Origin of the sequence: Citrobacter sedlakii (assembly GCF_018128425.1) — a bacterium.
Lineage (GTDB): Bacteria > Pseudomonadota > Gammaproteobacteria > Enterobacterales > Enterobacteriaceae > Citrobacter_A > Citrobacter_A sedlakii.
Genome location: NZ_CP071070.1, coordinates 2,706,688 through 2,718,691, shown reverse-complemented (window position 1 = coordinate 2,718,691; position 12,004 = coordinate 2,706,688). Strand labels below are relative to the sequence as shown.

Annotated in this window: 15 protein-coding genes and 1 riboswitch; of the genes, 9 read left to right on the top strand and 6 right to left on the bottom strand. The window is 52.7% G+C overall.

Annotated elements, in window-relative coordinates:
- Positions 1–154: 154 nt before the first annotated feature.
- On the top strand, positions 155–946 hold the full coding sequence (gene kdgR / locus JY391_RS13045) for a DNA-binding transcriptional regulator KdgR (RefSeq protein WP_042287810.1): 792 nt from the start codon (positions 155–157) through the stop codon (positions 944–946).
- A gap of 111 nt (positions 947–1,057) precedes the next feature.
- On the opposite strand, the gene JY391_RS13040 is transcribed toward kdgR, so the two are convergent.
- Entirely contained in the window at positions 1,058–1,297 is a 240-nt protein-coding gene (locus tag JY391_RS13040) for a YobH family protein (protein ID WP_042287807.1), read from the bottom strand.
- 158 nt (positions 1,298–1,455) lie between these two features.
- Here JY391_RS13040 and mgrB point away from each other — a divergent pair, with 158 nt between their 5' ends.
- From mgrB to rlmA, 6 genes are all read left to right on the top strand, one after another.
- A complete protein-coding gene (mgrB, locus tag JY391_RS13035) occupies positions 1,456–1,599 on the top strand; it encodes a PhoP/PhoQ regulatory lipoprotein MgrB (protein WP_042287804.1) in 144 nt (47 codons plus the stop codon).
- 74 nt (positions 1,600–1,673) lie between these two features.
- Positions 1,674–1,961, top strand: a complete 288-nt coding sequence (locus JY391_RS13030; RefSeq protein ID WP_042287801.1) for a YebO family protein — start codon at positions 1,674–1,676, stop codon at positions 1,959–1,961.
- Between the two features lie 655 nt (positions 1,962–2,616).
- The gene (locus JY391_RS13025) at positions 2,617–2,733 is read left to right on the top strand and encodes a DUF2627 domain-containing protein (protein WP_042287799.1); all 117 of its coding nucleotides are present in this window, start codon (positions 2,617–2,619) and stop codon (positions 2,731–2,733) included.
- Between the two features lie 39 nt (positions 2,734–2,772).
- The gene (gene cspE / locus JY391_RS13020; protein WP_001062678.1) at positions 2,773–2,982 is read left to right on the top strand and encodes a transcription antiterminator/RNA stability regulator CspE; all 210 of its coding nucleotides are present in this window, start codon (positions 2,773–2,775) and stop codon (positions 2,980–2,982) included.
- Between the two features lie 219 nt (positions 2,983–3,201).
- Complete coding sequence (ftsI2, locus tag JY391_RS13015; protein ID WP_211934423.1) at positions 3,202–4,947, top strand: peptidoglycan DD-transpeptidase FtsI2/PBP3(PARA); 1,746 nt, start codon at positions 3,202–3,204, stop codon at positions 4,945–4,947.
- A gap of 63 nt (positions 4,948–5,010) precedes the next feature.
- Entirely contained in the window at positions 5,011–5,820 is an 810-nt protein-coding gene (rlmA, locus tag JY391_RS13010; protein ID WP_042287796.1) for a 23S rRNA (guanine(745)-N(1))-methyltransferase, read from the top strand.
- Here the strand turns inward: rlmA and mntP are convergent.
- The 5 genes from mntP to manX form a co-directional block, all read right to left on the bottom strand.
- Entirely contained in the window at positions 5,817–6,383 is a 567-nt protein-coding gene (gene mntP, locus JY391_RS13005; RefSeq protein WP_211934422.1) for a manganese efflux pump MntP, read from the bottom strand. The two genes, rlmA and mntP, sit on opposite strands and share 4 nt — an antisense overlap.
- Positions 6,384–6,496: 113 nt before the next feature.
- Positions 6,497–6,599: riboswitch (yybP-ykoY riboswitch) on the bottom strand.
- A 195-nt stretch (positions 6,600–6,794) separates the two neighbouring features.
- Positions 6,795–7,253: a DUF986 family protein gene (locus JY391_RS13000; protein ID WP_042287791.1), complete on the bottom strand. Its 459-nt coding sequence runs from the start codon at positions 7,251–7,253 to the stop codon at positions 6,795–6,797.
- 57 nt (positions 7,254–7,310) lie between these two features.
- Positions 7,311–8,162, bottom strand: coding sequence for a PTS mannose transporter subunit IID (locus JY391_RS12995; RefSeq protein ID WP_024132703.1), 852 nt, complete (start codon positions 8,160–8,162; stop codon positions 7,311–7,313).
- Between the two features lie 12 nt (positions 8,163–8,174).
- On the bottom strand, positions 8,175–8,975 hold the full coding sequence (locus JY391_RS12990) for a PTS mannose/fructose/sorbose transporter subunit IIC (RefSeq protein ID WP_042287787.1): 801 nt from the start codon (positions 8,973–8,975) through the stop codon (positions 8,175–8,177).
- Between the two features lie 57 nt (positions 8,976–9,032).
- Complete coding sequence (gene manX / locus JY391_RS12985; RefSeq protein WP_060569601.1) at positions 9,033–10,001, bottom strand: PTS mannose transporter subunit IIAB; 969 nt, start codon at positions 9,999–10,001, stop codon at positions 9,033–9,035.
- A gap of 149 nt (positions 10,002–10,150) precedes the next feature.
- On the opposite strand from manX, the gene JY391_RS23990 reads away from it, so the two are divergent.
- Both JY391_RS23990 and yoaE read left to right on the top strand, forming a co-directional pair.
- The gene (locus JY391_RS23990) at positions 10,151–10,456 is read left to right on the top strand and encodes a protein YoaL (protein ID WP_373322609.1); all 306 of its coding nucleotides are present in this window, start codon (positions 10,151–10,153) and stop codon (positions 10,454–10,456) included.
- Positions 10,444–12,003: a CNNM family cation transport protein YoaE gene (gene yoaE / locus JY391_RS12980; RefSeq protein WP_042287780.1), complete on the top strand. Its 1,560-nt coding sequence runs from the start codon at positions 10,444–10,446 to the stop codon at positions 12,001–12,003. Before JY391_RS23990 ends, yoaE begins: the two co-directional genes overlap by 13 nt.
- Position 12,004 lies beyond the last annotated feature (1 nt).

Below are 12,004 nucleotides of genomic sequence, written 5' to 3'. Positions count from 1 at the left end.
AGTATGATCAGGGTAGCGATTTTAGCACTGATATTCAGGCCTTATGTCGCAGATTTGTAACGAAGTAAGCAAAGATGGATTGCGGCCGCCTGGCGCTGAAATTATAATAAAAACTCGTTCTGATTTTTATAAAACACTCGTAATGAGGTGATAAATGGCTAACGCAGATCTGGATAAACAGCCCGATTCTGTATCTTCCGTGCTAAAGGTTTTTGGCATTTTGCAGGCGCTGGGAGAAGAGCGTGAAATAGGAATTACCGAGCTGTCTCAGCGCGTCATGATGTCAAAGAGCACCGTTTATCGCTTTTTGCAGACCATGAAAACCCTGGGCTATGTGGCGCAGGAAGGCGAATCAGAGAAGTATTCTCTGACGCTCAAACTGTTTGAACTGGGCGCGCGTGCGTTGCAAAACGTCGATCTTATCCGCAGCGCCGATATCCAGATGCGAGAACTTTCCCGTCTGACCAAAGAGACGGTGCACCTGGGGGCGCTGGATGAAGACAGCATCGTTTACATCCATAAAATCGACTCCATGTACAATCTGCGCATGTACTCCCGAATTGGCCGCCGTAACCCGCTGTACAGTACCGCGATTGGTAAAGTCCTGCTGGCCTGGCGCGACCGTGAGGAAGTGAAGCAAATTCTTGACGGCGTTGAGTATAAACGCAGCACCGAACGTACCATCACCACCACGGAAGCGTTGCTGCCGCTGCTGGATAAGGTGCGCGAGCAGGGCTACGGCGAAGACAATGAAGAACAGGAAGAAGGATTGCGCTGCATCGGGGTGCCGGTATTCGACCGTTTTGGCGTAGTGATCGCGGGTCTCAGCATTTCTTTCCCGACCCTACGTTTCTCTGAAGAACGCTTGCACGAGTATGTTGAAATGCTGCATACCGCCGCACGTAAAATCTCTGAACAAATGGGCTATAACGACTATCCGTTTTGACAATCTACGGAATGAGATGACGCGTTAACGCAACGCGAGGCGTGACAAGAAATACAGGGGCAAATCGTTCCTGTATTTCTTATTTGCTTCCTCTCCCGCTTCGGCAGAAGATTAATTATTATCCACCACCACTGCGCTTTTGCGTAGCAGCGGGCAGTTCGTTAAACCAATGATGCCGCTATCAGAATGAATATATTGCGCAGTCGCCGTGCCGCGGGCCGTTAAGTATTTACACTGCAGGCCCAATCCGGCTGCGTTCTCCTGGCTGCCTATCAGCACACCATACCCACTCAGTAACAGGCCAATCCAGACCAGCGCAAGCAAAACAATAGCGCGAACAATCAAACGCATTATGACCTCTTTTCTTTTGTTGGTGAGACTGAGCTTAACGGCTACAACTATTGAAACAAGTGAATGATTCCTAAAAGATGCTATTGTCGCTACAGTTAGCCCCGGTTTAAGTAGCGCATGGTAATTTAGCGCCATAAGGTGTTGAAGCGGAGAGTGGAGTGAAAAAGTTTCGATGGGTCATTCTGGTCGTTGTTGTACTCGTGTGCCTGCTGCTGTGGGCTCAGGTGTTCAACCTCATGTGCGATCAGGATGTTCAATTCTTCAATGGAATTTGCGCCATCAATAAATTTATCCCCTGGTGATGCCATTTTCGCATCCGTTGATTTCCTTCCTCTGGCGCGGTGGTAGAATAGCGCGTCTATTGTGAGGTGGTGAAATGAACGAAGTTGTAAATTCTGGCGTGCTCAATTTTGCGTCATTGATTGTATCGGTGGGGGTTCTGGTTGTCGGTCTGGTGCTGTGGTTCTTCGTTAACCGCGCCAGTTCTCGAACAAACGAGCAGATAGAACTGCTTGAAGCGTTACTGGAACAACAGAAGCGGCAAAATGCATTGCTGCGCCGCCTCTGTGAAGCCAACGAACCGGAGAAAACCACGGAAGCGCCAAAAGCAGTGAACGACGCAAAAGAGGATGATGGCATCATCCGTCTTGTTGCAGAGCGTTAATCCAGCGGTAAGAACGGGAGTGACGTTGCCTGCCATCGCGTCACTCCTGCATGTCGCTTTTGCAGGCGCACTTTATTTGTGCATTCCCCACCGCTTCGTTATATCCCTTTTTCCTCGTTCTATTAAACTGTTATCGTGCGCTGTCTCGGTATTATATTTTCTTAACCGGGAATAACGCGTTGGTTTTCGTTATGTGATAACGATCGTTTTTATTTTTATCGAAACGTTTCTCTCCCTTTTTTTGTGCATTGTCATCATTCTTTCATTAAATTAGTGCATAAGAAGAGAAGAAAACCCGGCAGGGTAAAATGTTTTGGAATTTATGCAACCCGACATTTTTGCGTTGAAACAATTTATGCATAACAAAGCAGAATTTGTGAAAACGCCGTAAACCAACAAAATGATCGGGGATAAGCTGGCGGTTCTGAAACTCCTGGTCTATGGTTAACAAGTCCTTGTTGCGCAACCGATCCGGCGAAGGTGCTGGAACGCCGTGGGAATATAACGATACGCGTGTTGACGCATAACTGTGCAGATACACCTTATCGTCTCGTGAGATTTGTGCGACGGATCGAGACACGTTTAAAAATGGCTTGCCATAATTAACGTTGTATGTGATAACACGTTTTGGGTTAAACGAGGTACAGTTCTGTTTATGTGTGGCATTTTCAGTAAAGAAGTCCTGAGTAAACACGTTGTCGTTGAATACCGCTTCTCTGCCGAACCTTATATTAGTGCCTCATGCAGTAATGTCTCAGTTTCATCTAGGTAATGCCTGCGGGCAAAGAAAACACTCTAAGGAATTTTGCAAATGGCAAAGATTAAAGGTCAAGTTAAGTGGTTCAACGAGTCTAAAGGTTTTGGCTTTATTACTCCGGCAGACGGCAGCAAAGATGTGTTTGTACACTTCTCCGCTATCCAGGGTAATGGCTTCAAAACTCTGGCTGAAGGCCAGAACGTTGAGTTCGAAATTCAGGACGGCCAGAAAGGCCCGGCTGCTGTTAACGTAACCGCTATCTGATCGACACCACTGATTTGAAGCGCTCGCGCGCATCACACTCAGATTTAAAGCCTCGCGAATGCGGGGCTTTTTAATTCATAATCCTTCAAAATATTTCAAAACCCTCATCCGTTAGTGGTTTGTTGCAAAGCCGCGACATTATTAGCATTGTTCCCCCCGCTTTCCTGCCGGATTTCTCGTTAAATCAATCACCTGAAAAGAATGAAAGCCGGAGTACAGGTGAAAAAGAAAAATGAAGGGGCGGCGAGAAACTTCACGCCAGCGCGCTTCGCGCTCCTCTGTCTCGCCATATTGCTCAGTCTTGGGCTGCTGCTGGGGCGGGTGGCATGGCTACAAATTGTGACGCCCGACACGCTGGTAAAACAAGAAGATATGCGTTCGTTACGCCATGTGACCACGGCTTCGCCGCGCGGGATGATAACCGACCGGGAAGGTCGTCCGCTGGCGGTCAGCGTTCCGGTCAACGCCGTCTGGGCGGATCCGAAAACGCTGATCGGCAAGGGTGGGGTAGGATATAACGAACGCTGGCAGGCGCTGGCAAAAATGCTGCATCTTTCGCTGAGTACGCTGGCGGCCCGGGTCAATCGCGATCCGTCCAGCCGCTTTCTTTATCTCGCCCGTCAGGTCTCGCCGCAGCAGGCGCAGTGGATCGATAAGCTTAATCTGCCAGGGATCAATTTGCGCGAAGAATCCCGTCGTTTTTATCCCGCAGGTCACGTCGCGGCGAATCTCATCGGCTTTACCAATATCGACGGCCAGGGCATCGAAGGCGTGGAGAAAAGTTTTAACGCGCAGCTGATGGGCAAACCGGGGTCGCGCCTGGTGCGAAAAGATAAGTTTGGTCATGTGATTGAGAACATTACTGAAGTCAGTCCAGTCCCGGCGCACAATTTGCAGCTCAGTATCGATGAGCGGTTGCAAACCGTAACGGAAGACGCGCTGGATAACGCCGTCACCTGGAACAAAGCGGAGTCGGGGGCCGCTATTTTAGTGAGCATTGCCACCGGCGAGGTGCTGGCGATGGCGAACTACCCGGACTTTAACCCGAACAATCGTGACGGCGCGGTGCTGGATGATTTCCGTAATCGTGCCATCAGCGACACCTTTGAGCCGGGGTCGACGGTGAAGCCGCTGGTCATTATGACGGCGTTGCAGCAGGACATAGTGCAGCCGGACAGTGTCATTGATACCCATCCGTTTACCCTCGATGGACATCGCATACGCGACGTAGGATTTTACCCGGAGCTTACGCTGACCGGTATTTTACAGAAGTCGAGTGATACCGGCGTGTCGCATTTATCATTGGCGATGCCGGTTCAGAGGCTGATCGATACCTATAAAAACTTTGGCTTCGGTCAACCGACAGGGCTGGGACTTACCGGCGAAAGTCGCGGGCTGATGCCGCAGCGCCGCTACTGGAGCGATCTCGATCGGGCGACGTTTGCCTTTGGCTACGGGCTGATGGTCACACCGTTACAACTGGCGCACGTTTACGCCACGATTGGCAGTTTCGGTATCTACCGACCACTCTCTATTACCCGCATAGACCCGCCGGTGATGGGAAAACGAGTAATGCCTCAAGCGCTGGTTAAGCAGGTAGAGCATATGATGGAAAGCGTCGCCTTGCCGGGAGGCGGCGGGACGAAGGCCGCCGTACGGGATTACCGGGTGGCGGTGAAAACCGGTACCGCCAAGAAGATTGGCGCTGACGGGAAATATGTTGATAAATATGTGGCCTATACCGCCGGTGTCGCGCCAGCAAGCGCGCCGAAATTTGCGCTGGTGGTGGTGATCAACGATCCGCAAAACGGTTCGTATTATGGCGGTGCGGTGTCCGCGCCCGTTTTCAGCCAGATAATGGGGGATGTGCTGCGTCTGGAAAATGTAAAACCGGACGGCATGCCTGCCGATTCCAGTCATCTGCTGGTAATGCATGGCGCGCAGGCGCCTGAGACCACGTGGTGACATATTCTCCCGGGGCGCAAATCGCGCTACACTTGCGCCCTTTAGCAGCCTGCCGGAGTTACTATGTCGTTTTCCTGCCCCCTATGTCACCTGCCGCTTAAACAGGTGAAGAACAGCTATCTCTGTCCACAGCGTCATCAGTTTGACGTGGCGAAAGAGGGGTATGTGAATCTGCTGCCGGTACAACACAAACGTTCACGCGATCCGGGTGACAGTGCCGAAATGATGCAGGCGCGACGCGCTTTTCTGGACGCGGGGCATTACCAACCGCTGCGTGACGCCGTGGTGGCGCAACTCTGTGGGCGTCTGGACGTTCCGGCCCCATCGATTCTGGATATCGGCTGCGGGGAGGGGTACTACACCCATGCCTTTGCTGACGCTCTCCCTGCGGCTACTCTTTATGGACTGGACGTCGCGAAGGTGGCCATTAAAGCCGCCGCAAAACGCTATCCGCAGGTCACGTTTTGTGTGGCATCCAGCCATCGCCTGCCGTTTGCCGACGCCAGCCTGAACGCCATTGTCAGGATTTACGCACCGTGTAAGGCCGCCGAACTGGCGCGGGTGGTTAAACCCGGCGGATGGGTGATCACCGCTACGCCAGGGCCGCGTCATTTAATGGAGCTGAAAGGGCTGATCTATGATGACGTGCGCCTTCATGCGCCGCATGCGGAACAGCTGGAAGGATTCACTTTAGTCGAGTCGGTTTCTCTCGCTTACCCCATGTCCCTGAGTGGGCAGGCGGCGGTGGCGTTGTTGCAGATGACGCCATTCGCCTGGCGGGCGAAAGCGGAAGTGTGGACGGCGCTGGCCGACAGAGAGACCTTTGATTGCCAGACGGACTTTAGTCTGCACATCTGGCAACGCGCGGCTTAACCGTGAAAGTGCGTCCAGAGGATCTGGACGCCAATGCCAATCAGGACCAACCCGCCAAGTATTTCGGCCCGTTTACCGAGCAGGGGTCCGATAAAACGGCCGACCATCATACCCGACGTTGACATGATCAGGGTCGCGCAGCCGATAGCCAGCGCGGTGGCAATGATATTGACCTGCAGGAATGCCAGACCTACGCCAACGGCCATCGCGTCGAGGCTGGTGGCGATGGCGGTGGTCACCAACAACCAGAAGCCATGACGGCGCAGGGGTTCTTCATCCTCGTCGTTACCGCCGCGAATGCCTTCAATCATCATCCTGCCGCCAAGAAAAACCAGCAGGATAAAGGCGATCCAGTGGTTCCACTCCAGCACGAACTTACTTGCCAGTATCCCCAGCCCCCAGCCGATCAGCGGCGTCAGGGTTTCGACCGCGCCGAAAATCAGTCCCGTGCGCAGGGCTTCAGAAAATTTAGGTTTGTGCAGCGTGGCGCCTTTACCAATGGATGCGGCAAATGCATCCATTGACATGCCGAAAGCGAGAATAATTGTGGCGGTGATATTCATGACAGCGTCCTGACCGGGGTTTCCATAAAACACACCACTGCCCCCAGTAAACATGCATGCCGGAACAACGTTCTGTGGCCTGCACAGCAGTTGATGCGCCTATGGTCTCGCCTGACTCAACTGATGATGAGTCCGTACGCGCCACGTTTTGCAACGAGTATGTTGACACGTACATTTCCGGAGTCTGGAAATCGGCTACTCCCCAATGACGGCGCAACCTTAACATATTTTGAGAATATAAAACAACTGCGGGAAAATATTATTTGACTTCTAATTGCAAACGATTTTCATTTGTCTTTAATTATTGAAAAAACGTTAAAATAAATAACATTTCCGAAGCGGATATATAGCCTGAGCTATGTTTAGGTTTCCGAAAAAACAGTTAAACATTGCTCAGGATATAACTGTAACTCACTGAGAAGAAACAAGAAGTTTATATATTTTTTCGAGGTCATCGATATTCCGAACGCGAATGAGTAAGCGCCGTTGCTCTAATTGCATCACCAGAACGCCATCTTCCGATAAATTCATCTCTTTAATCCGGTTATATTCTATCCACACATTGGCGAAGAAAAAGCCTTGCTGCTTGAAGATGATCCTGGGCGCACGGATCCAGAAAATATAAAAGCCCATCAACGCCAGCGCACATAATAACCAGGTGGTCAGAATTGCCCCATGGCTGGTGACGTTGTTGTAGATCAGAATGGCGAGTAAACCGATGAAAATAACGCTGTCCACGCGTCCCCGACGCAGCAGGGGGATAGCAAGCAGAGTGGGGCCGTTGCGGCGGGGCATGATGAACTGATCGTAAATCGCGTATGCCAGTAACGCGGCGATAAAGAAAACCAGCACCAGGTCCGTGATCGACATCTGTCCTCCAGAGAAAATAAAAACGGGGCCGTTTGGCCCCGGTAGTGTACAACAGTCTTACTGGCCCAGCAGGCCGACGGCGTAACCTGCGATACCGATGACGAAGAAGCCAACGATAATCCACAGCGGGTTAACTTTCTTACGCAGCAGCCACATACAGGCGAAGGTCAGCAGCAGCGGCACCAGGCCCGGCATCAACTGGTCGAGGATGGTCTGAACAGTGGTGACGCGGGTCTGTCCGTCCTGACCGGTGATCGTGGAAACCACCAGTGGAATATTGACGTGCGTCCACTTGTTCACCAACGCCCCCATGACAAACAGGCCGAGGATTGACGCCCCCTCAGTCAGTTTTTGCAGGAAGCCGCCGCCCATATCCTTAACGATATCGACGCCTTTACGGTAACCGTAGGCCACGCCGTAGTAGCGGGTCGCCAGGCGCACCAGGTTAAACAGAATGAAGAACAGCAGCGGACCAAGCAGGCTACCGCTCATCGCGATCCCGGCGCCTAATGCCGCGAATACCGGACGTACGGTACCCCAGAAAATCGGGTCGCCGACGCCCGCCAGCGGTCCCATCAGACCGACTTTGATACCGTTGATCGCGCCATCGTCAATCTCTGCGCCGTTGGCGCGCTGTTCTTCCATCGCCAGCGTGACGCCGAGAACCGGTGCGGCAACGTACGGATGGGTATTAAAGAATTCCAGGTGACGTTTGATGGCCTGCTTACGCGCATCGTTGTTCTCCGGATACAGACGGCGAATGGCCGGTACCATGGAGAAGCAGAAACCCAGCGCCTGCATACGTTCGAAGTTCCATGAACCCTGAAACAGGTTAGAACGGATGAACACGCCACGAATGTCACTCTGAGTGAGTTTTTTCTCGGTGGTAGTTTTAGTCATATCAACCATTTCGTTCACCTGTTAGTCCAGTTCGTTATCGAGATCGTTGTTACCCGCGGCCTGTACTGGCGCACCTGCGACACGGTTATATTTCGGGCTCAACTGAATGTAGAGGATGGCCATGACCGCGCCAATCACACCCAGAGCAACCAGGTTGAAGTTAGTAAACGCCGCAGTGACGAAGCCGAGGTAGAAGAACGGCATCAGATAGCCTGCGCGCATCATATTGATGACCATCGCGTAACCGACGACCACAATCATGCCGCCGGCGATGTTCAGACCGCCTGTCACCACTTCCGGAATCGCGTTCAGCATGCCCTGAACTTCGCTGGTGCCTACGGAGATCGCCACGATCACCGCCGGGATAGCGATACGCATCGCCTGCAGGAACAGGGAGGAAACGTGTAGCCAGGAGAGAGCCGTCAGGTTGCCGCTTTCCGCGGCTTTATCCGCAGCGTGCTGGAATGCGACAGTGATGGTACGAACGATAATGGTCAGCACCTGGCCTGCCGCGGCCAGCGGGATCGCCAGCGCAATACCGGCGCCAATGCTTTGATGGCCCGCGATAACCAGAACGGTCGAGATAATAGAGGCCAGTGCGGCATCCGGTGCGACCGCAGCACCGATGTTCATCCAGCCCAGCGCGATCATTTCCAGGGTACCACCGATGATAATACCGGTTTTCATATCCCCGAGAACGGCGCCAATGAGCGTACAGGCCACCAGTGGGCGGTGGAACTGAAATTCATCAAGTACCGACTCCATACCCGCGATACATGCGACGATGAACACCAGCACAATCTGAAGAGTGGTAATCTCCATTGTACTTCTCCTATTGCTATACAGACATATGTGTGAAAGCTAATTAAATGCCGGTGGTTACTTGCCCACTTTGGCGATCAAATCCATCATTTTCAGTTTTGGATCGGTGGAAACTTTCCGCGCTTCAAGTTCAATACCGCGCGCGTTGAGTTTATTGAAGGCTTCGATATCTTTCGCATCGACGGAGATTGCGTTGTTCACCTGGGTTTTACCCTGACGGAAAGCCATACCGCCAATGTTGACAGAGGTGATCTTCACGCCGCCTTCCACAATGCGTTCGACGTCGGTCGGGTTAGTGAACAGCAGCATCACACGCTCGCCGGCATATTTCGGGTTGTTGTAAACGCGAATCATCTTGGCGACGTCAACCACATGGGCCGTCACGCCGGGCGGTGCGACCTGAGTTAACAGTGTTTTACGCACGGTATCCGCAGCCACTTCGTCGCTGACGACGATAATGCGGGTCACGTTCGTTTCTTTAGTCCAGCGGGTCGCCACCTGACCGTGGATTAAACGGTCATCGATGCGCGCAAGGCCAATCACCATATAATCATTCGGTCCCATCGGCTTCGCGGGGGCCGCCGCTTTAGGCGCAGCGGCGACAGGCGCAGGCGCCGCCGTTTCAACCGGTTTCGCTTTCAGCGCTTTCACGCCTTCGCGACCGGTTTCGACAGCAAGCTGCACCAGCTCGTCAAAGCTCGGGTTGTCGTCTCGCGCCATAAAGGTTTCAACCAGCATAGGAATATTGACGCCAGCGATCACTTCGTAATGCTCTTTGTCGACGACAATGCGGCTGGCAGCGTTAAACGGACTGCCACCCCACGTATCGACGAGAAACAGCACGCCGCTGCTGGTGTCGAGTTTTGCTAGCTGAGCGTTGTACTTTTCGATCAGTGTCTCAGCGTTTTCACCAGGAACGAAATCGATCCAGCCGACGTTTTCCTGCTCGCCTAACAACATCTCTGCTGTTTTGAGTAACTGCTCTGCAGCCCAACCATGTGTGCCTATCACAATAGCAATGGTCACTTGCTACCTCCTTTATTATCGTTAACACATCATTCAGTAAGATGTATTTGAATCGTCGTCCGCAATCGAATCGATTCAGATAAGGGTTACAATGAAAAAGCAATGAGTTTCGTGAATTATTTTAGATATCGAAAAAAATATTTTATGTGATGAAGATCCGTAATTTAGCTTTCGCCGATGAGAAATTTCGTAGAGTAAAATATCCCCGTTACATTTCTTTGCAAAGGAAGGTAAATCTTTGCCAAAAATGCATTCTCTCTGTTATGTTTAACGTCCGTTTAACTTATCAGGAGTATAGGGCACCAGCCCGCTATATGGATCGTCACCGACGTCATTTCACTTTCAGGCCGCAACGCGCCTGCCAGTCTGGCATTTCGTGTCACACTTTTCGTCTGCATATTGCCGTATCGCCTGTTAACCATTCCTTAAGCAGGAGCTTGTCATGGAATTCTTAATGGACCCTTCAATTTGGGCGGGTTTGCTCACGCTCGTCGTTCTTGAAATTGTTCTGGGTATCGATAACCTGGTCTTTATTGCAATTCTTGCGGATAAGCTGCCGCCAAAGCAGCGTGACAAAGCGCGCCTTATCGGTTTATCGCTCGCGCTGATTATGCGCCTGGCGCTACTGTCCATCATTTCCTGGATGGTGACCCTGACCAAACCGCTGTTCTCCGTTATGGATTTCACCTTCTCTGGCCGCGACCTGATTATGCTGCTGGGGGGGATATTCCTGCTGTTCAAGGCGACAACAGAACTGCATGAACGGCTGGAAAACCGTGAGCACGATTCAGGGCATGGAAAAGGCTACGCCAGTTTCTGGGTGGTGGTCACGCAGATCGTTATTCTTGACGCCGTGTTCTCACTTGATGCGGTGATTACCGCGGTCGGTATGGTGAACCATCTGCCGGTGATGATGGCGGCCGTGGTGATCGCCATGGCGGTAATGCTGCTGGCGTCGAAGCCGCTGACCCGTTTCGTCAACCAGCACCCAACGGTGGTGGTGCTCTGTCTCAGCTTCCTGCTGATGATCGGTCTGAGCCTCGTGGCGGAAGGTTTTGGTTTCCATATACCGAAAGGGTATCTGTATGCGGCGATTGGTTTCTCGATCATCATTGAGGTGTTTAATCAGATTGCGCGTCGCAACTTCATTCGCCATCAGTCAACGTTACCGCTGCGCGCCCGTACCGCCGACGCCATCCTGCGTTTGATGGGCGGTAAACGCCAGGCTGCCGTGGCCCATGAGCCGGACAGCCAGACAGCGGTGCCCATTCCGGAAGGCGCATTTGCGGAAGAAGAACGCTATATGATTAACGGCGTCCTGACCCTGGCCCAGCGCTCGCTGCGCGGTATCATGACGCCGCGCGGGGAAATCAGTTGGGTGGATGCGAACCTGAGCGTGAATGAAATTCGCGAGCAACTGCTTTCTTCGCCGCATAGCCTGTTCCCGGTGTGCCGTGGCGAACTGGATGAGATCATTGGTATCGTGCGGGCGAAAGAATTGTTGGTGGCGCTGGAAGAGGGCGTTGACGTGGCGGCGATCGCCTCGGCTTCGCCTGCGATAGTGGTCCCGGAAACGCTGGATCCTATCAACCTGCTCGGCGTACTGCGCCGCGCCCGCGGCAGTTTTGTGATCGTCACCAACGAGTTTGGCGTCGTACAGGGGCTGGTGACGCCGCTGGACGTGCTGGAAGCTATCGCCGGAGAGTTCCCGGATGCTGACGAAACGCCGGAAATCACCGCTGACGGTAACGGCTGGTTAGTGAAAGGCGGCACCGATCTCCACGCGTTGCAACAGGCGCTGGCGGTGGACAATTTGGTTAATGAGGATGAAGATATCGCGACGGTGGCCGGTCTGGTGATTGCTGCGAAGGGACACATCCCCCATGTTGGAGAGGTGGTTGAGGTCGCCCCGCTCAGCATTACCATTGTCGACGCTAACGACTATCGCGTGGATCTGGTGCGAATTGTTAAAGAGCAACCTGCGCACGACGAAGAGGAGTAAT

Excerpts from the sequence above, each read along its gene's own strand:
- JY391_RS13025 (WP_042287799.1), top strand. The coding sequence starts at position 2,617 with ATGTGTGGCATTTTCAGTAAAGAAGTCCTGAGTAAACACGTTGTCGTT.
- yoaE (WP_042287780.1), top strand. The coding sequence starts at position 10,444 with ATGGAATTCTTAATGGACCCTTCAATTTGGGCGGGTTTGCTCACGCTC.
- kdgR (WP_042287810.1), top strand. The coding sequence starts at position 155 with ATGGCTAACGCAGATCTGGATAAACAGCCCGATTCTGTATCTTCCGTG.
- cspE (WP_001062678.1), top strand. The coding sequence starts at position 2,773 with ATGGCAAAGATTAAAGGTCAAGTTAAGTGGTTCAACGAGTCTAAAGGT.
- JY391_RS13000 (WP_042287791.1), bottom strand. The coding sequence starts at position 7,253 with ATGTCGATCACGGACCTGGTGCTGGTTTTCTTTATCGCCGCGTTACTG.
- JY391_RS12995 (WP_024132703.1), bottom strand. The coding sequence starts at position 8,162 with ATGGTTGATATGACTAAAACTACCACCGAGAAAAAACTCACTCAGAGT.
- JY391_RS23990 (WP_373322609.1), top strand. The coding sequence starts at position 10,151 with ATGAAGATCCGTAATTTAGCTTTCGCCGATGAGAAATTTCGTAGAGTA.
- JY391_RS12990 (WP_042287787.1), bottom strand. The coding sequence starts at position 8,975 with ATGGAGATTACCACTCTTCAGATTGTGCTGGTGTTCATCGTCGCATGT.
- JY391_RS13040 (WP_042287807.1), bottom strand. The coding sequence starts at position 1,297 with ATGCGTTTGATTGTTCGCGCTATTGTTTTGCTTGCGCTGGTCTGGATT.
- JY391_RS13030 (WP_042287801.1), top strand. The coding sequence starts at position 1,674 with ATGAACGAAGTTGTAAATTCTGGCGTGCTCAATTTTGCGTCATTGATT.
- rlmA (WP_042287796.1), top strand. The coding sequence starts at position 5,011 with ATGTCGTTTTCCTGCCCCCTATGTCACCTGCCGCTTAAACAGGTGAAG.
- mntP (WP_211934422.1), bottom strand. The coding sequence starts at position 6,383 with ATGAATATCACCGCCACAATTATTCTCGCTTTCGGCATGTCAATGGAT.